At 59.6% G+C, this 15,093-nt stretch carries 16 protein-coding genes; 9 read left to right on the forward strand and 7 right to left on the reverse strand.

Annotation, left to right across the window (positions count from 1 at the left end; all coding sequences use genetic code 11):
* Positions 1-17: 17 nt before the first annotated feature.
* On the reverse strand, positions 18-347 hold the full coding sequence (locus RA28_RS01640; RefSeq protein ID WP_039523042.1) for a hypothetical protein: 330 nt from the start codon (positions 345-347) through the stop codon (positions 18-20).
* A gap of 89 nt (positions 348-436) precedes the next feature.
* Positions 437-1,003 carry a TlpA disulfide reductase family protein gene (locus RA28_RS01645; RefSeq protein ID WP_039523045.1) on the reverse strand — a complete coding sequence of 189 codons (567 nt, stop codon included), beginning with the start codon at positions 1,001-1,003 and terminating at the stop codon, positions 437-439.
* Positions 1,004-1,024: 21 nt separating this feature from the next.
* On the opposite strand from RA28_RS01645, the gene argH reads away from it, so the two are divergent.
* From argH to RA28_RS01665, 4 genes are all read left to right on the forward strand, one after another.
* Complete coding sequence (gene argH / locus RA28_RS01650; RefSeq protein WP_039523047.1) at positions 1,025-2,413, forward strand: argininosuccinate lyase; 1,389 nt, start codon at positions 1,025-1,027, stop codon at positions 2,411-2,413.
* Complete coding sequence (locus RA28_RS01655) at positions 2,413-2,595, forward strand: hypothetical protein (RefSeq protein ID WP_039525503.1); 183 nt, start codon at positions 2,413-2,415, stop codon at positions 2,593-2,595. The genes argH and RA28_RS01655 overlap by 1 nt, the downstream gene beginning before the upstream one ends.
* A gap of 253 nt (positions 2,596-2,848) precedes the next feature.
* Positions 2,849-4,114, forward strand: coding sequence for a diaminopimelate decarboxylase (gene lysA, locus RA28_RS01660; protein ID WP_039523049.1), 1,266 nt, complete (start codon positions 2,849-2,851; stop codon positions 4,112-4,114).
* Between the two features lie 36 nt (positions 4,115-4,150).
* Complete coding sequence (locus RA28_RS01665; RefSeq protein ID WP_052261231.1) at positions 4,151-6,694, forward strand: TIGR02302 family protein; 2,544 nt, start codon at positions 4,151-4,153, stop codon at positions 6,692-6,694.
* Positions 6,695-6,711: 17 nt separating this feature from the next.
* On the opposite strand, the gene RA28_RS01670 is transcribed toward RA28_RS01665, so the two are convergent.
* Positions 6,712-7,440, reverse strand: coding sequence for a zinc-ribbon domain-containing protein (locus RA28_RS01670; RefSeq protein ID WP_039523051.1), 729 nt, complete (start codon positions 7,438-7,440; stop codon positions 6,712-6,714).
* 179 nt (positions 7,441-7,619) lie between these two features.
* On the opposite strand from RA28_RS01670, the gene RA28_RS01675 reads away from it, so the two are divergent.
* The 4 genes from RA28_RS01675 to RA28_RS01690 are packed head-to-tail and all read left to right on the forward strand — an operon-like array spanning position 7,620 to position 10,525.
* Positions 7,620-8,297: a cell division ATP-binding protein FtsE gene (locus RA28_RS01675; protein ID WP_039525509.1), complete on the forward strand. Its 678-nt coding sequence runs from the start codon at positions 7,620-7,622 to the stop codon at positions 8,295-8,297.
* A complete protein-coding gene (locus RA28_RS01680; RefSeq protein ID WP_039523052.1) occupies positions 8,294-9,193 on the forward strand; it encodes a cell division protein FtsX in 900 nt (299 codons plus the stop codon). The genes RA28_RS01675 and RA28_RS01680 overlap by 4 nt, the downstream gene beginning before the upstream one ends.
* A complete protein-coding gene (locus RA28_RS01685; protein WP_039523054.1) occupies positions 9,193-9,933 on the forward strand; it encodes a lysophospholipid acyltransferase family protein in 741 nt (246 codons plus the stop codon). Before RA28_RS01680 ends, RA28_RS01685 begins: the two co-directional genes overlap by 1 nt.
* A complete protein-coding gene (locus RA28_RS01690) occupies positions 9,920-10,525 on the forward strand; it encodes a pyridoxamine 5'-phosphate oxidase family protein (RefSeq protein WP_039523056.1) in 606 nt (201 codons plus the stop codon). Before RA28_RS01685 ends, RA28_RS01690 begins: the two co-directional genes overlap by 14 nt.
* A gap of 18 nt (positions 10,526-10,543) precedes the next feature.
* Here RA28_RS01690 and RA28_RS01695 read toward each other — a convergent pair whose 3' ends face one another.
* Positions 10,544-11,137, reverse strand: coding sequence for an NAD(P)H-dependent oxidoreductase (locus RA28_RS01695; RefSeq protein ID WP_039525512.1), 594 nt, complete (start codon positions 11,135-11,137; stop codon positions 10,544-10,546).
* Positions 11,138-11,237: 100 nt separating this feature from the next.
* Here RA28_RS01695 and RA28_RS01700 point away from each other — a divergent pair, with 100 nt between their 5' ends.
* Positions 11,238-11,816: a TetR/AcrR family transcriptional regulator gene (locus RA28_RS01700; protein ID WP_039523060.1), complete on the forward strand. Its 579-nt coding sequence runs from the start codon at positions 11,238-11,240 to the stop codon at positions 11,814-11,816.
* A 20-nt stretch (positions 11,817-11,836) separates the two neighbouring features.
* Here RA28_RS01700 and lpdA read toward each other — a convergent pair whose 3' ends face one another.
* The 3 genes from lpdA to odhB form a co-directional block, all read right to left on the reverse strand.
* Positions 11,837-13,225: a dihydrolipoyl dehydrogenase gene (gene lpdA, locus RA28_RS01705; RefSeq protein WP_039523063.1), complete on the reverse strand. Its 1,389-nt coding sequence runs from the start codon at positions 13,223-13,225 to the stop codon at positions 11,837-11,839.
* A gap of 74 nt (positions 13,226-13,299) precedes the next feature.
* Positions 13,300-13,569, reverse strand: a complete 270-nt coding sequence (locus RA28_RS01710; RefSeq protein ID WP_039523065.1) for a hypothetical protein — start codon at positions 13,567-13,569, stop codon at positions 13,300-13,302.
* A gap of 2 nt (positions 13,570-13,571) precedes the next feature.
* A complete protein-coding gene (odhB, locus tag RA28_RS01715) occupies positions 13,572-15,092 on the reverse strand; it encodes a 2-oxoglutarate dehydrogenase complex dihydrolipoyllysine-residue succinyltransferase (RefSeq protein ID WP_039523067.1) in 1,521 nt (506 codons plus the stop codon).
* Between the last annotated feature and the right edge of the window lies 1 nt (position 15,093).

A 15,093-nucleotide genomic window follows, 5' to 3' on the forward strand; every position in this document is an offset into this window, starting at 1 on the left:
TCAAAGGTGGCGTGGCGTCAGTTGCGCTCTAGCCGATCAAGGATTTCATGCTGCACGACCCGCTGCACAAAAGGACCCAACCCTTCGGGCCCCGAACTGCGATCCTTCAGGTGAATGCAAATATCCGGTCGGCGTGCGGCGATGATCCCCACCATTTCGCCCCGAACAGTATCATCGAGTCCCGCGCCCATGATTGCGCAAGCGATACGGGGTTCGGCATCCAGCTGTCGCCGAACCTCATCCTGATCGTGTGCGCCCAGCCATTGAATTGGCATATGGTCAAGCTGTTGTGCGACGTCGCCGATCACATTGGGCAGTTTCCCGATCAGCAGAACCACCGGCTTCATTGTATGTGTCCCCTCTGGTTAGCGCTAAAAAACGGCCCGATGAAGGCCGGTTCAAGACTACCACAAATCCGGTTGAGCCGCCCGTACTGTTAGCTTTCGGCCCCAACCAAGGTCGAGATGATCGCTTTCGCGCTGTCCGAATTCCACTCGGCATCACCAATCAGCCGCGCGATTTCCTGACCTTCGGGGTTGAGGATAACGGTGATTGGCAAGGCCAGCACGCCAAATTCGCGGGCGGCAACCTGCTTGGGGTCTTGGTGGCGCGGCAAATTCTCGATGCCGTTTTCGTCGAAGAATTTCTTGATTCCCGCCGGCGAGTTGCGCCCGGTTGCCAGCGTCAGAACCTGGAATTTGTCGCCACCGAATTCTTCCTGAAGCTCGGCAATCTGCGGCATTTCCTTCCGGCACGGCGCGCACCATGTCGCCCAGAAGTTTATCAGAACGAATTTTCCAGCATAATCTTCCAGCGTGCCGACCCCGCCATCATCTTCCAGCTGGAACTCGATCGTCTTGGCAGGTTTCGGCTCTTTATGCAGGATCAGGCGTTTCAGCGTTCCGTCACGCAGCGGCTCGAGGGTCTCGACATCCGCCGCGATTGCGGCGTTTGCACCCAGCGCAAGGGCCATATAAAGGGGGATCAGACGAAATAGGCGCATATCAACTCCGGGTTCTCTTACATGACCGATCAATCCTCGAACCAGATGTGGGGCGGCCGCTTTGCCGCCGGTCCAGACGCGATCATGGAGGCAATCAATGCCTCGATCGGGTTCGATCAGCGGATGGCAGCCCAGGACATCGCAGGCTCGCGCGCCCATGCCGCCATGCTGGCCGCCACAGGCGTGATAACTGATAGTGATGCCGAAGCCATTCGGGAAGGGCTGCTCACCGTTTTGTCAGAAATTCAGAGCGGTGCGTTTCAGTTCTCGACCGCGCTGGAAGACATCCACATGAATGTCGAGGCACGGCTGAAAGAAGTGATCGGAGAGCCCGCAGGCCGTTTGCACACCGGCCGCAGCCGGAACGATCAGGTGGCGACCGATTTCAAACTCTGGGTTCGTGATCAGTTGGACGCGGCCGAAACCGGCTTGCTGGCCCTGATCCGCGCGCTTTTGGCGCAGGCCGAGGTTGGGGCCGATTGGGTGATGCCCGGTTTCACGCATCTGCAAACCGCGCAGCCGGTGACATGGGGCCATCACATGATGGCCTATGTCGAGATGTTTGGCCGCGACCTGAGCCGCGTGCGCGACGCCCGCACCCGGATGAACGAGTCCCCCTTGGGTGCAGCTGCGCTGGCAGGCACATCCTTCCCCATCGACCGGGAAATGACAGCCAAGGCGCTGGGTTTTGATCGCCCCGCCGCCAACTCTTTGGATGCCGTCAGCGACCGCGACTTCGCGTTGGAGTTCCTGTCGACCGCCTCAATCTGCGCTGTCCACCTGTCGCGCTTTGCTGAAGAGCTGGTGATCTGGTCCTCGGCCCAGTTCCGCTTTGTCACGCTGTCGGATCGCTTCTCGACCGGCTCCTCGATCATGCCGCAAAAGAAAAACCCCGACGCGGCGGAACTGATCCGCGCCAAGGTGGGCCGCGTCTATGGCGCCAACACCGCGCTGATGATGGTGATGAAGGGCCTGCCGCTAGCTTATTCAAAGGACATGCAGGAAGACAAGGAACAGGTCTTTGACGCCGCTGACAACTGGATGCTGGCGCTGGCCGCGATGGAGGGGATGGTCAAAGACATGACCGCCAATCGCGAAAGCCTTGCCGCCGCCGCAGGCTCGGGCTTTTCGACCGCAACCGACCTTGCCGACTGGCTTGTGCGGGTGCTGGGGCTGCCGTTCCGCGATGCGCATCACGTCACCGGCACGCTGGTGGCCATAGCCGAGGGCAATGGGTGTGACCTGCCCGATCTGAGCCTTGAGGACATGCAATCGGTCCACGCGGATATCACCGATGACGTCTATTCTGTTCTTACGGTCGAAAATTCGGTAAACTCCCGTCAGTCTTACGGAGGCACCGCACCGGATCAGGTGCGGACCCAGATCAAGCGATGGAAGGCGCTGGTGTGATGCGGATACGACGCGTGGTGCTGTTGATGGCGGTTGGTGCAGCCTTGGCCGGCTGCGGTGCGGATGGCGAGCCCATTCAACCGACAATGAGCGCCAATGTTGGCGTCGGCACCAGCGGCACCTACGGCGGCGTCGGGGTCGGCCTGCGCCGTGGCGGATTAGGCGTCTATCTGGGGCTGTAAACTGAGTTGTCCGCGCGGTGTTTCTTTGACGGGTGTTTGATGAAAAGGGCTGGCCTCATTCTATGCCTCGCCGCGCTTGCGGCTTGTGAGCCAAGTCGTCCGTCGCAACCCACGTCAACGTCCGAACCCAGCGGCTCTGGTATTTCCGTTTCAGGATATGCGCGGGCCGGAGTTTCGACCACTTTCTGAATGCCTGCACGTTTCCAGCGGAATCATTTGATCCACAGGGCGTTTTTGGTCTAAGCGCGCAGGCATGGATCATTTTCTCTACCGCGACGGCGCGCTTTTCGCCGAGGATGTCCCGATCTCCGAAATCGCTGCCGCGGTCGGAACCCCGTTCTATGTCTATTCGACTGCCACCCTGCTGCGGCATTTCAAGCTGTTTGATGATGCGTTGGAGGGCACGGATCACCTCGTCTGTTACGCGATGAAAGCCGCCAGCAATCAGGCGATCCTGAAGACTCTGGCCCAGGCTGGCGCGGGGATGGACGTGGTTTCGGGCGGGGAATACCTGCGGGCGAAGGCCGCAGGTGTGCCCGGAGACAAGATCGTGTTCTCGGGGGTCGGCAAGACGGCAGAGGAGATTCGCACCGCGCTGACCGGCGGCATTCGTCAATTCAACGTCGAATCCGAGCCTGAGATGCAGGTGATCAGCGCCGTTGCACAGGAATTGGGCGTTATCGCGCCGATCACCGTTCGGGTGAACCCGGATGTGGATGCCAAGACCCACGCCAAGATCGCCACGGGCAAGTCCGAAAACAAGTTCGGCATTCCGATCTCTCGCGCCTCCGAGGTTTATGCGCTTGCTGCCAGCCTGCCGGGGCTCGAGGTGATCGGGATCGATGTGCATATCGGCTCGCAACTGACCGAGCTGGACCCGTTTGAACTGGCCTACAATAAGGTCGCCGAACTGACCGAGCGTTTACGGGCCGAGGGTCATACGATCCGCCGTCTCGATCTGGGCGGTGGATTGGGCATTCCCTATACCCGGTCCAACGACGCGCCGCCCTTGCCTGTCGAATATGGCGCGATGATCAAGAAAACACTGGGTCATCTGGGGTGTGAGATCGAGATCGAGCCCGGTCGCCTGATCGCGGGCAACGCGGGCCTGATGGTGTCGAAGGTCATCTATGTCAAATCCGGCGAAGGCCGCGATTTCCTCATCCTCGACGGCGCGATGAACGACCTGATCCGCCCCGCGATGTACGAGGCGCATCATGACATCGTGGCGGTTGAAGAACCCGCCGCGGGGGTGGAACAACAACCTTATGATATCGTTGGGCCGGTCTGTGAATCCGGCGATACATTTGCCAAGCAGCGCAACATGCCGCCGCTGAAATCCGGCGATCTGATCGCCTTTCGCAGCGCAGGCGCTTATGGCGCGGTCATGTCCAGCGAATACAATACACGGCCTTTGATTCCCGAAGTCCTGGTGCACGGGGATCAATTTGCTGTAATTCGTGAACGCCCGAGCTTTGACGAAATCATAAACCGCGATACCATACCAGAGTGGCTTTGATGCGATAATCGCTCAGGCCCGTTCCGGAGGCCTGAATTGACCTACAAACCGAACCTGCCTATTCCGCGACTTTCCGTATGGTTGACCCACGCGGGAATGCTGGCCGAGCAGGTATTACGTGCGTTCTGGCCTTTTTTTTCAATTTTGATGGTTGTTCTGGCGTCCCTGATGCTGGGTCTGCAGGATCTGGTCAGTGTCGAAACCGTCTGGATTGTCGGTGCGGTCGCCTTGCTTTTGACATTGGGCGCAGTGGTTTTCGGCGCGCGCCGTTTCCACATGCCGACCCGGGCCGAGGCTTTGGTGCGATTGGACGAAACCTTGCTGGGGCGTCCGATCCAGGCGTTGATGGACGATCAGGCGATTGGAGCGTTGGATGCCGACTCGGTGGCGTTGTGGCGGGCCCATCAATCGCGCATGGCGCAGCGGGCATCGCAGGCAAAACCGGCACGGCCCGATCTACGGCTGGCATCGCGGGACCCGTACGCGTTGCGATATGCGGCTATGCTGGCATTGGTTGTTGCCGCTTTGTTCGGCTCGTTCTGGCGGATCGGGTCGGTTGCAGAGATGACACCGGGCGCCGCGGTCGCGGGTCAGGGACCGACTTGGGAGGGTTGGGTCGAGCCGCCACGATATACCGGTCTGCCAACGCTGTACCTGGCCGATCAAGAGGACCCGACGCTGTCCGTTCCGCAGGGAAGTCGCGTAACGCTTCGGTTTTATGGCGAGGTTGGAGCGCATACGTTGACCGAGACCACATCGGCCGCCGGAACGGAAACGGCAGGCGAGCCCGAGCAGGATTTTGTGGCAGAGCGCTCTGGTCAGGTGCGCATCGAGGGTCCCGCGGGACGTGAGTGGTCCATTGATGTTATCGAAGACACAGCGCCGCAGATAACTGTTGCCGGTCGCGCAACATCCGAGGCCGGCGGCCAGATGAAACTGCCGTTCACGGCTAGCGACGACTACGGCGTTGTTTCCGGTTCTGCTGTTATTGAACTCGATCTGGCCGAGGTGGAACGGCGCTATGGTCTTGCCGTTGATCCCGAGCCACGCGAAGAGATCGAAGTTCAGTTACCGATGCCGATAACCGGAGATCGGTCAGAATTTACCGAAGACCTGATCGAAGATTTCTCGCAGCACCCATGGGCACATTTGCCCGTTACGATCACCCTGAGCGTCGTGGATGACGCAGACCAGCTGTCCACGTCGGAGCCGTTTCAAACGGCCCTGCCGGCGCGTCGTTTTTTTGACCCGCTTGCCGCGGCCGTGATTGAGCAGCGTCGAGATCTGTTGTGGGCGAAGGCGAATGCTGCACGGGTCGCACAGATGTTGCGGGCGGTGTCGCACCGGCCCGAGGATTTGTTCCGTTCGGACACCGCTTATCTGCGTTTGCGGGTGCTCCTGCGAAGGTTGGAGACTTTTACACAGTATGATCTGAAACCGAAGCAGCAGGAAGAAATTGCGCAAGCGCTTTGGGATCTGGCTGTGCTGATCGAAGATGGCACATTGGCCGACGCGTTGGAGCGTATGCGACGGGCGCAGGAACGCCTGACCGAAGCGATGCAGAACGGCGCAAGCGATGAAGAGATCGCCGAGTTGATGCAAGAGCTTCGCGAAGCAACGCAGGACTATCTGCGCCAGCTACAGCGCCTTGCACAGGAAAACGGGCAAGACGGCGACGGGCAACAAGGCCCGAACGGCGAGTCAATGCAGATGACCCAGAACGATCTGCAACAGATGATGGATCGCATTCAGGAACTGATGGAACAGGGCCGCATGGCCGAGGCGCAGCAGGCGTTGGAAGAGTTTCAGCAGATGATGGAGAACATGCGCGTCACCCAAAGCCAGGGTCAGGGTGGCCAATCCGAAGGCCAGCAGGCCATGGAGGGTCTGGCCGAAACGCTGCGTGAACAACAAGGCCTCAGCGATCAGGCGTTCCGCGACCTACAGGAACAGTTCAACCCCGGCGCTCAGGCGGGTGAAAGCCAGGGCAACGAAGGCCGCTCGGGCGGGCAGGGTCGCGGGCAAAGTCACGAAGGGCAGGGCGGTCAAGGACAGGGCCAGGATCCGGCAGGCGAAGGCCAGCAGGGTCAAGGATCACTCGCGGATCGTCAGCAGGCCCTGCGGGATGAGCTTGGTCGGCAACAACAGGGTCTTCCCGGTGCAGGCACACCGGAAGGCGACGCCGCACGCGATGCGCTGGATCGCGCGGGTCGCGCGATGGATGAAGCCGAAGACGCATTGCGCGGCGATGATCTGGCAGAAGCCATCGACCGGCAGTCCGAGGCGATGGAGGCGCTGCGTGAAGGCATGCGTTCGCTGGGCGAAGCTATGGCGCAAAACCAACAGAACCAACCGGGGCAGGGTGCGCAGGACGGCGACATGCAAGCCAACAGCCGCGATCCATTGGGACGCAACCCGGGCGCAGCGGGGTCGATCTCGACCGAAGACAACTTGTTGCAGGGCGAAGACGTTTACCGGCGCGCGCGCGAATTGCTGGATGAAATTCGTCGGCGGACTGGAGAGTCAGACCGTCCGCAGATCGAACTTGAGTATCTCAAAAGACTGTTGGAGCGGTTCTGATCCGACAGGCGCAAACCCTAGTTTTGCGCCGCGCCACCTGTTTGGGCCTCAAGCCACAGGCGGGCTTGATCAACAAATGACACGTAGGACTTCAACACCGGGTCAGCTTGCGGCACAGCCTCGCTGATTTGCGTGGCATTGCTGTATACCAAAAGCAGCACAACACCGATAATCAGGATCAACGCAAATCCCCGCAAGAAGCCGCCCGATTTCCGCGGTGCTTCAGCAGTTTCATCGGCGCTGTCATCGCTCTTTAAGCCGGTATTGATGGTTTCGACATCTGGCAGAGCGTCTTTTTGTCCGGCATCGGATGCCGTTGCGGTCGCTGCCGGGCGTTTCGGCTCGACCTTTTTCTCGGGCGGTTGATCCAGCGCAAGATCAGGTTGGCTTTCCAGACTGGTGGTGCCTTCCTGAGCGCGCAATTCGGCCTCGCGCGCGGCTTCCTCCTGAAGGATGCTTGCAACGGCGGGATCCACATTCCCGGTATCTGCCTCGGCCTTTTCCGGTTCCTTGGTATCCTCGACCGGCTCGTTTGGCGTCTCGGCGGGCTGTTCGGGTTCGTCGGTCGGCGGGGGTGTATCATCGTCTGTCTTGACAGGCTCGGCCTGATCCGTCTGCGGCTCGGGGTGCTTTGGCTGGAACCAGGTATGTTCACAATTCGAGCATTGGACATCCCGTCCACTTTCGGGAATGACGTCGTCCGGCACTTCGTACTGAGCGCTGCATTTCGGACATGTGAGTCGCATACTGCCTCCTGGCCTGACTGCTGGCCTGATATGTTTTCTTGGGATGATATTCCGTTAAGCCCCAACAGCAAAGCGTGTTTTCAGCCTCACGGGCCAAGTGTCGCCAATTGGCCCCTTCGCAGGCATTGAAACTATCGCCACGCTCGGGCAAGACAGGCTGTATAACAAAGGGGACAGGCGTGATCGAGCTGGAAAGTGTCAGCTACAGCTATGGCGGCGGCGAACTGCTGAGCGATGTGTCGCTCCAACTGCAGTCGGGGTCGTTTCACTTTTTGACCGGACCTTCGGGAGCGGGAAAAACAACGTTTCTGAAACTTTGCTACGGTGCGTTGTTGCCGACCTCTGGGCGGCTCAGCGCATTTGACGAAGACATTTCAAGCCTCGACCGCGATCAGATGGCCGTGCTGCGCCGTCGGATCGGTATGGTCCATCAGGACTGTCGATTTCTGGATCACATGACGCTGGCCGAGAACGTGGCGCTGCCGCTCATGGTGTCAGGACGCGTGGCCGGGGCGGAACAGGACAATCTGACCGAGCTTTTGAACTGGGTCGGATTGGGCGCACGCCTGGGTGCGTATCCGCCAGAACTGTCGGGTGGGGAACGGCAGCGCGCCGCTTTGGCACGGGCGGTGATCCTGTCACCGGATATCGTTCTGGCGGACGAACCTACCGGCAATGTAGATTGGGAGATGTCGCAACGCTTGCTGCGCCTGCTGATCGAGTTGAACCGGATGGGCAAGACCGTTCTGATTGCAACGCATGACCTTAGCCTGATCCGCGCAGCCAAAAGCCAAGTACAGGCGCGCGTGCTTCGGATTTCCCAGCGCAGGTTGCAACTGGCGGGAGCGGATTTATGAGCGGCGATGATTTCCGCAACCTGCTGCGCCGGGATCGCCGTGCCGACCGGGTTGTTCCACCCACAGGTTTCACGGCCCATCTGACCCTGTTTGTGTCGGGGGCGATGGCATTTCTGGCCGTCTTTGCGCTTGCACTGTCGCTTGCGTCCGGGCGGTTGGCGGATCGTTGGGCTTCGGAACTGGCCGGGGCCGCGACGTTGCGGATTAATGCCCCGGCGGATCAACTTGCTGCACAGACCGAAGCGGCGTTGACCGTTTTGCAGCAGACACCCGGTGTCGCGTCTGCCCGCGCGCTGACAACCGAAGAGCAGGCGGCCTTGTTGTCCCCTTGGTTTGGGCCCGATCTGCCGCTGGATACGCTGCCGATCCCGCAATTGATTGAAATAACTGAAGGCGAGCCCGGGCTGGATGCCGCCGGCTTGCGCCTGCGTTTGGGTGCCGAGGTGCCGGGCGCCGTTCTGGACGACCATTCGCGCTGGCGCGAACCACTCGTGACAGCGGCGAACTCGCTCAGGCGTCTTGGCTGGATATCCATCATTTTGATCGGTGGAGCAACGGCGGCGATGATAACACTTGCAGCAAACGCCTCGCTGGCGGCAAATGCCCAGATCATCGAGGTTCTGCGGCAGGTTGGGGCCAAAGACCGTTTTATCGCGGGCGCTTTCGTTCGGCGTTTTACCTTCCGCGCGCTTTTTGGTGCGGCAGTCGGTACCCTGCTGGGCATGAGCGGCGTTCTATTGCTGCCGGAGGCGTCAGAAGAGGGCGGTTTTCTGACCGGTCTTGGGTTTGAGGGCATCGGATGGCTGTTGCCTGTCTTCATCCCTCTGCTGGGGGCTTGCGTTGCGTTTGTTGCCACGTGGTCTGCCGCACGGCGCAAGTTGAAGGAGCTTTCTTAATGTCCAAGGCGGTTCAATGGCTGCGCTCTTTGATCTTCATGGTAACGATCTATGCCTGGATGCTGTTTCTGGGCATCGTCTTCGCCCCATACGCGTTGTTCTCGAAACGCGGTGCGTTGCGGGCATGCAAGACCTATGCCCGCAGCACCATTTGGTTGGCAAGCTGGATGGTAGGTATCCGGTGCGAGGTGCGCGGCGCAGTTCCGACTGACGAGGTTGTCGTCGGCGCAAAGCACCAGTCGTTTCTGGACATCATCATGATTTTCGACGCCGTTCCGCATGGAAAATTCATCATGAAGCGCGAATTGTTGTGGACGCCGATCATCGGCCTTTATGCGCGCAGATTGGGCTGCATTCCAGTCAATCGCGGCAAAAAGGGTGCTGCGGTCGCCAAAATGGTCAAGGATGTGGCCAAAGAGTTCAGCGAACCCGGGCAACTGGTTATTTACCCGCAGGGCACCCGCGTCGCGCCGGGCGTTCAAAGGCCATATAAAGTCGGTACTGCGGTCCTTTATGAAGGACTCGGCTTTCCCTGTATTCCTGCGGCGACGAATGCTGGCGTATTTTGGCCAAGATCCGGCATATTGCGTAAACCCGGCTTGGCGATCGTCGATTTTCTGGATCCGATCGAGCCCGGTGTTTCACGCACGGACTTTTTGGCCCGGTTGGAAAACGTGATCGAGACGCGCTCGGACACACTGATGCGAGAAGTGGGGTTTGATCCGGATGGAGTTCATTGAAGATATCGAAACGCTCGAGGCGCTTTATGGAACGCCGGGCGCACCGTCCATTCGTAAAGTCGCTCGGCGGCTGACTCCGCTTTATCGCAAATGGATTATGACCTCGCGACTGTGCGTTCTCAGCACCGTTGGACCCGAGGGCGTTGATGGTAGCCCGCGGGGCGATGACGGCCCTGTCGTGCTGGAACTGGACGAACGGACATTGGCGCTTCCTGATTGGCGGGGAAACAACCGTCTGGATTCACTTCGCAATATTGTCCGCGATCCGCGTGTATCGCTGATGTTCATGGTGCCGGGCTCAAACAATGTTGTGCGGGTGAATGGTACTGTGCGATTGACAACGGACGAAGACCTGCGCGCTCGGTTCGAAAAACATGGCAAGCAGCCAGCAACCGTGGCGGTTATTGAGATCGCAGAAATTTACACGCAATGCGCCCGCGCCTTGATCCGCGCGAAGACATGGACCAGTGGTGATGAAAGTGGGGCGTTGCCCAGCGTTGGACAGATACTTGCCGAGGTATCTGAAGGCGAAGAAGGCGGCGCGCAATATGACCGAGAGTGGGCCCCGCGCGCCGCGAAAACAATGTGGTAGGTTGCAGCAGTAGCGCCATTAAGCTGCCGCTGCCCCGATCCTGGCGACCTTTTCAATCCAGCGATCCACGCTGCCGGGTTTTGGATAACTTGCCCCTGCGAAGTACGTAAAGCGTGTGGGTTTGAACCCGACGAACCCGAGGATTTGGTCCCTGACCTGCCGGATCATTGCCCGTCTGTAGACCAGACGCATAAACCAGCCGGGCGTGTCCGAGGTCAGTATGACCCGCGCGGTTCGTCCCGTCAGCATTGGCGCGGGAAATCCGATTTTGGTTGTGTTGCGCGTGTCGAACGTACGTCCGGGTATGAACATGCGGTCGATCAGCCCCTTCAGCTTGGCGGGCAGACCTCCCCACCACATCGGTGTCGTCAGAACCAGATGCTCGCTCCATTCAACGTCTTGCAGAACCTGCTCAAGCACCGGCTCCAGCGGTTTGAAGTCTTGGTAATTGCCCTGACCAAAATCGTGGTCAAAGTTCAAATCGCTCAGATGCACTATTCGCACATCGTGACCTTGGTTGCGGGCGGCCTCTGCATATGTCTGCGCAAAGGTGCGTGACAGGCTGGCTTCTGCGGGGTGTCCGTCCAGGACAAGGATCTTTTTGGGTTGCATGAGAATCTCCATAATTGACCACGGTCAGTTTATAGAATCAAAAAATGACCACGGTCAATATAAAATTTGACCACGGTCAAAAATCGTGCGAGAAGACACCATGCAAAAGGCAATCCAGAAACGAAAGCTCAAGACCCGCGCCCGGCTTTTTGCCGCGGCCGAGGATGTCATTGAACGCAACGGCTATGAGGCGTTGCGCGTCGAAGAGGTTGTTCAGGCGGCAGGTGTCGCCAAAGGCACTTTCTTTGCCCATTTTCGCGACAAAGACGCGTTGATGGAGATTCTGATCGGTCAGAAGCTGGTCGATTGCTTTGACTCGGTCGAGCAAGGACCGACCCCAACCACGGTGCCAGACATCATCAACGCGCTGGCCCCCATTCACGCGTTCATGACGTCCGAGCGCTATGTTTTTGATCTGATCCTGCGATACTCAGGCGCGACCGCAATCGCCGAGATCGGGCCGATTGCGATGTGTTTTGAACGCTATGTGAGGATGGTCGCGAAATGGCTTGAGCACGCTCAGGTGCGGCGCGACGTGTCGCCAGACTTGCTTGCAGATGGGGTCCAAGCCTTTGCGATTCAGTCGATGTCTCTGACGTATTGTGCTTTGCACACGTCCCAAAGTTTCCAGAACCGGCTGGAAATCTATCTAAAGGCATGGCTGACCCCGACAGGCTGAATGCTGCCGGGGCCTGAACCTTAGCTGTGGATCGGGCCGTCGCCGCAGGCAAGCGCTGCTTCGCGCACGGCTTCGGAATAGGTTGGGTGTGCGTGGCAGGTCAGGGCCAGGTCTTCGGCTGAGGCACCAAATTCCATTGCAACGCAGACCTCGTGGATCAGGTCACCCGCCGCAGGGCCAATGATATGGGCCCCCAGAATCCGGTCGGTTTCCTTGTCGGCCAGGATTTTCACGAACCCGTCCGCCGCGAAATTCGCCTTGGCGCGCCCGTTCCCCATGAACATGAACTTGCCGACCTTATACGCGCGGCCCTGTTCTTTCAGCGTCGCCTCGGTCTCGCCCACGTTGGCAACCTCGGGCCATGTGTAAATCACACCCGGAATGACGCCGTAGTTCACATGCCCATGTTTACCCGCGACCTGTTCAGCAGCGGCCATGCCTTCATCCTCGGCCTTGTGGGCCAGCATCGGGCCTTCGGTCACGTCGCCGATTGCATAGATGCCGGGTACGTTGGTCTGCCAGTCGGCGCCCACCTTGATTTGGCCGCGCGGTGTCATCTCGACCCCCAGCGCCTCCAACCCCAGACCGTCGGAATAGGGCTTGCGCCCAGTGGCGACCAGCACGGTGTCGGCGTCGATGACGTGTTCGCTGTCATCCTTGAGCAGCTTATAGGTGACCTTGGCCTTGGTCTTTGTCGCCTCGGTCTTTTGCACCGCCGCGCCCATGATGAAGGTCAGCCCCTGCTTCTTCAGGATACGCTGAAAGGTCTTCTGCACCTCGGGGTCCATGCCCGGCGTGATCTCTTTGAGATACTCGATCACCGTGACGTCTGCGCCCAAACGGCTGTAGACCGAGCCAAGCTCCAGCCCGATCACACCCGCACCGATCACCACCATCTTCTTCGGAATCTTGCCAAGCTCCAACGCGCCGGTCGAGGTCACGACAACTTTCTCGTCAATATCCACACCCGGCAGCGAAGACGGTTCAGACCCCGAAGCGATGATGATGTTCTTTGCGGTATGGACCTCATCCCCAACTTTGACCTGACCGGGGGCAGGGATTGAACCCCAGCCTTTCAGCCAGTCGATCTTGTTCTTCTTGAACAGAAACTCGATGCCCTTGGTGTTGCTGTCGATGGTTTCCTGCTTGTAGGTCAGCATCTGTTTCCAATCGACCGACGGGCTTTTGCCCTTCAGGCCCATCTTGGCAAAGTTATGTTCAGCCTCATGCAGTTGATGGCTGGCATGCAGCAGCGCCTTGGACGGAATGCACCCCACGTTCAGGCAGGTCCCGCCCAGCGTCTCGCGCCCTTCCACACAGGCCGTTTTCAGACCTAGCTGAGCGCAACGGATGGCGCAGACATAGCCGCCGGGGCCAGATCCGATTACGATGACGTCATAGTTAGCCATTTTATTCTCCCAAACCCCGCGGAGTTCATTTCTTCAGGCAGCGCCCCGCTGGCCGCAGGGCGCACAGTCTAAGTTCAAACAGGCTCAAGCACTTTGACTTGAATATGCGCCACGCCACCCCGTTCGTGGTGCATGGCCAATTCTTCCGAGTCAAAGAACTCTCGCGCCCGTCCCAGGTCGGCGATTTCGAACATCGCTACCGCATGGTCTTTCTGATCGGGGTCTTTCCAGATGTGAAGGTCGTGGATACCCGCGGCCTCTCGCATCGGTTTGTCCTCTCGAAAGACTTTCAGCCAGACATCGAAATCGGCCACATCGGCCTGCCAAAGTACATGCGTTGCCATGATTACAGGTCCATCAACAGGCGGCGCGGGTCTTCCAGCGCCTCTTTCACGCGGACAAGGAAGGTCACCGCGCCTTTGCCGTCAACAATACGGTGATCATAGGACAGCGCCAGATACATCATCGGGCGGATCTTGATCTCGCCATTGATGACCATGGGGCGGTCCTGGATCTTGTGCATACCCAGAATACCCGATTGCGGGGGGTTCAGGATCGGCGAGGACATCAGTGAGCCATAGACACCACCGTTCGAGATGGTGAAGGTGCCACCCTGCATTTCGGCCATCGACAACTTGCCGTCGCGGGCGCGTTTGCCTTTCTCGGCGATGGCTTTCTCGATCGCCGCAAAGGACATCGAGTCCGCGTCGCGGATCACCGGCACCACAAGGCCCTGAGGCGTACCAGCGGCAACACCCATATGCACGAAGTTCTTGTAGACGATGTCATTGCCATCGATCTCGGCATTCACTTCGGGCACTTCCTTCAGCGCGTGACAGCACGCCTTGGTGAAGAAGGACATAAAGCCCAGACGCACCCCGTGCTTCTTCTCGAACTGGTCTTTGTACTGGCTGCGCAGGGCCATCACCTCGGTCATGTCCACCTCGTTATAGGTGGTCAGGATCGCGGCGGTGTTCTGCGCATCTTTCAGGCGCTTGGCGATGGTCTGGCGCAGGCGGGTCATGCGCACCCGTTCCTCGCGTGAGGCGTCTTCGGCCGCAACAGGCGCGCGCGGTGCTTGCGCTGCGGGGGCCGGTGCAGCCGCCACCGGGGCCGGGGCCGAGGCTGTCGCAACCGCCTTGGCCACGTCTTCCTTCATGATCCGGCCATCGCGCCCGGTTCCTGTGACCTGATCGGCAGACAACCCGGCCTCGGCCATTGCTTTTTCGGCCGATGGCGCATTGGCGATGTCTTTACCGCCAACATCGCTGCCGCCCGTCGCAGGAGCCGCGGCCGGAGCAGGAGCGGGTGCAGCACCTGCCGCCGCTCCCGAGATCACCGCCAGCTTGGCGCTGGCATCAACGGTGCTGCCCTCGGGCGCAACAATCTCGGCCAGAACACCCGCTGCCGGGGCGGGAACCTCGACCGAGACCTTGTCGGTCTCCAGTTCGCACAGCATCTCATCCTGCGCGACGCTTTCGCCAACCTGTTTGAACCATGTCGAAACAGTCGCCTCGGTCACGGATTCACCCAGCGTCGGCACCATCACGTCCACGCTGCCGCCCGACGCTGCCGGGGTCGCTGCCGCAGGGGCCGGCGCCGCCGCTGCCGGAGCAGGTGCCGCACCTTCACCAGCCGTGATCGTGGCCAGAAGCGCATCGACGCCAACGGTTTCACCTTCGGCTGCAACGATCTCACCCATCACGCCGGCTGCGGGCGAGGGCACTTCGACTGTGACCTTGTCGGTCTCAAGCTCACACAACATTTCATCAACGGCCACGGCGTCGCCAGGTTTCTTGAACCATGTCGCAACGGTGGCTTCGGTGACAGACTCGCCCAGCGTGGGAACACGAACTTCAATCGTCATC

Origin of the sequence: Ruegeria sp. ANG-S4, assembly GCF_000814005.1 — a bacterium.
Taxonomy (GTDB): Bacteria; Pseudomonadota; Alphaproteobacteria; order Rhodobacterales; family Rhodobacteraceae; genus Ruegeria.

Bases quoted from the DNA above. Each gene is read 5' to 3' on its own strand.
- RA28_RS01640 (WP_039523042.1), bottom strand. From the start codon at position 347: ATGAAGCCGGTGGTTCTGCTGATCGGGAAACTGCCCAATGTGATCGGC.
- RA28_RS01645 (WP_039523045.1), bottom strand. From the start codon at position 1,003: ATGCGCCTATTTCGTCTGATCCCCCTTTATATGGCCCTTGCGCTGGGT.
- argH (WP_039523047.1), top strand. From the start codon at position 1,025: ATGACCGATCAATCCTCGAACCAGATGTGGGGCGGCCGCTTTGCCGCC.
- RA28_RS01655 (WP_039525503.1), top strand. From the start codon at position 2,413: ATGCGGATACGACGCGTGGTGCTGTTGATGGCGGTTGGTGCAGCCTTG.
- lysA (WP_039523049.1), top strand. From the start codon at position 2,849: ATGGATCATTTTCTCTACCGCGACGGCGCGCTTTTCGCCGAGGATGTC.
- RA28_RS01670 (WP_039523051.1), bottom strand. From the start codon at position 7,440: ATGCGACTCACATGTCCGAAATGCAGCGCTCAGTACGAAGTGCCGGAC.
- RA28_RS01680 (WP_039523052.1), top strand. From the start codon at position 8,294: ATGAGCGGCGATGATTTCCGCAACCTGCTGCGCCGGGATCGCCGTGCC.
- RA28_RS01685 (WP_039523054.1), top strand. From the start codon at position 9,193: ATGTCCAAGGCGGTTCAATGGCTGCGCTCTTTGATCTTCATGGTAACG.
- RA28_RS01690 (WP_039523056.1), top strand. From the start codon at position 9,920: ATGGAGTTCATTGAAGATATCGAAACGCTCGAGGCGCTTTATGGAACG.
- RA28_RS01695 (WP_039525512.1), bottom strand. From the start codon at position 11,137: ATGCAACCCAAAAAGATCCTTGTCCTGGACGGACACCCCGCAGAAGCC.
- RA28_RS01700 (WP_039523060.1), top strand. From the start codon at position 11,238: ATGCAAAAGGCAATCCAGAAACGAAAGCTCAAGACCCGCGCCCGGCTT.
- lpdA (WP_039523063.1), bottom strand. From the start codon at position 13,225: ATGGCTAACTATGACGTCATCGTAATCGGATCTGGCCCCGGCGGCTAT.
- RA28_RS01710 (WP_039523065.1), bottom strand. From the start codon at position 13,569: ATGGCAACGCATGTACTTTGGCAGGCCGATGTGGCCGATTTCGATGTC.
- odhB (WP_039523067.1), bottom strand. From the start codon at position 15,092: ATGACGATTGAAGTTCGTGTTCCCACGCTGGGCGAGTCTGTCACCGAA.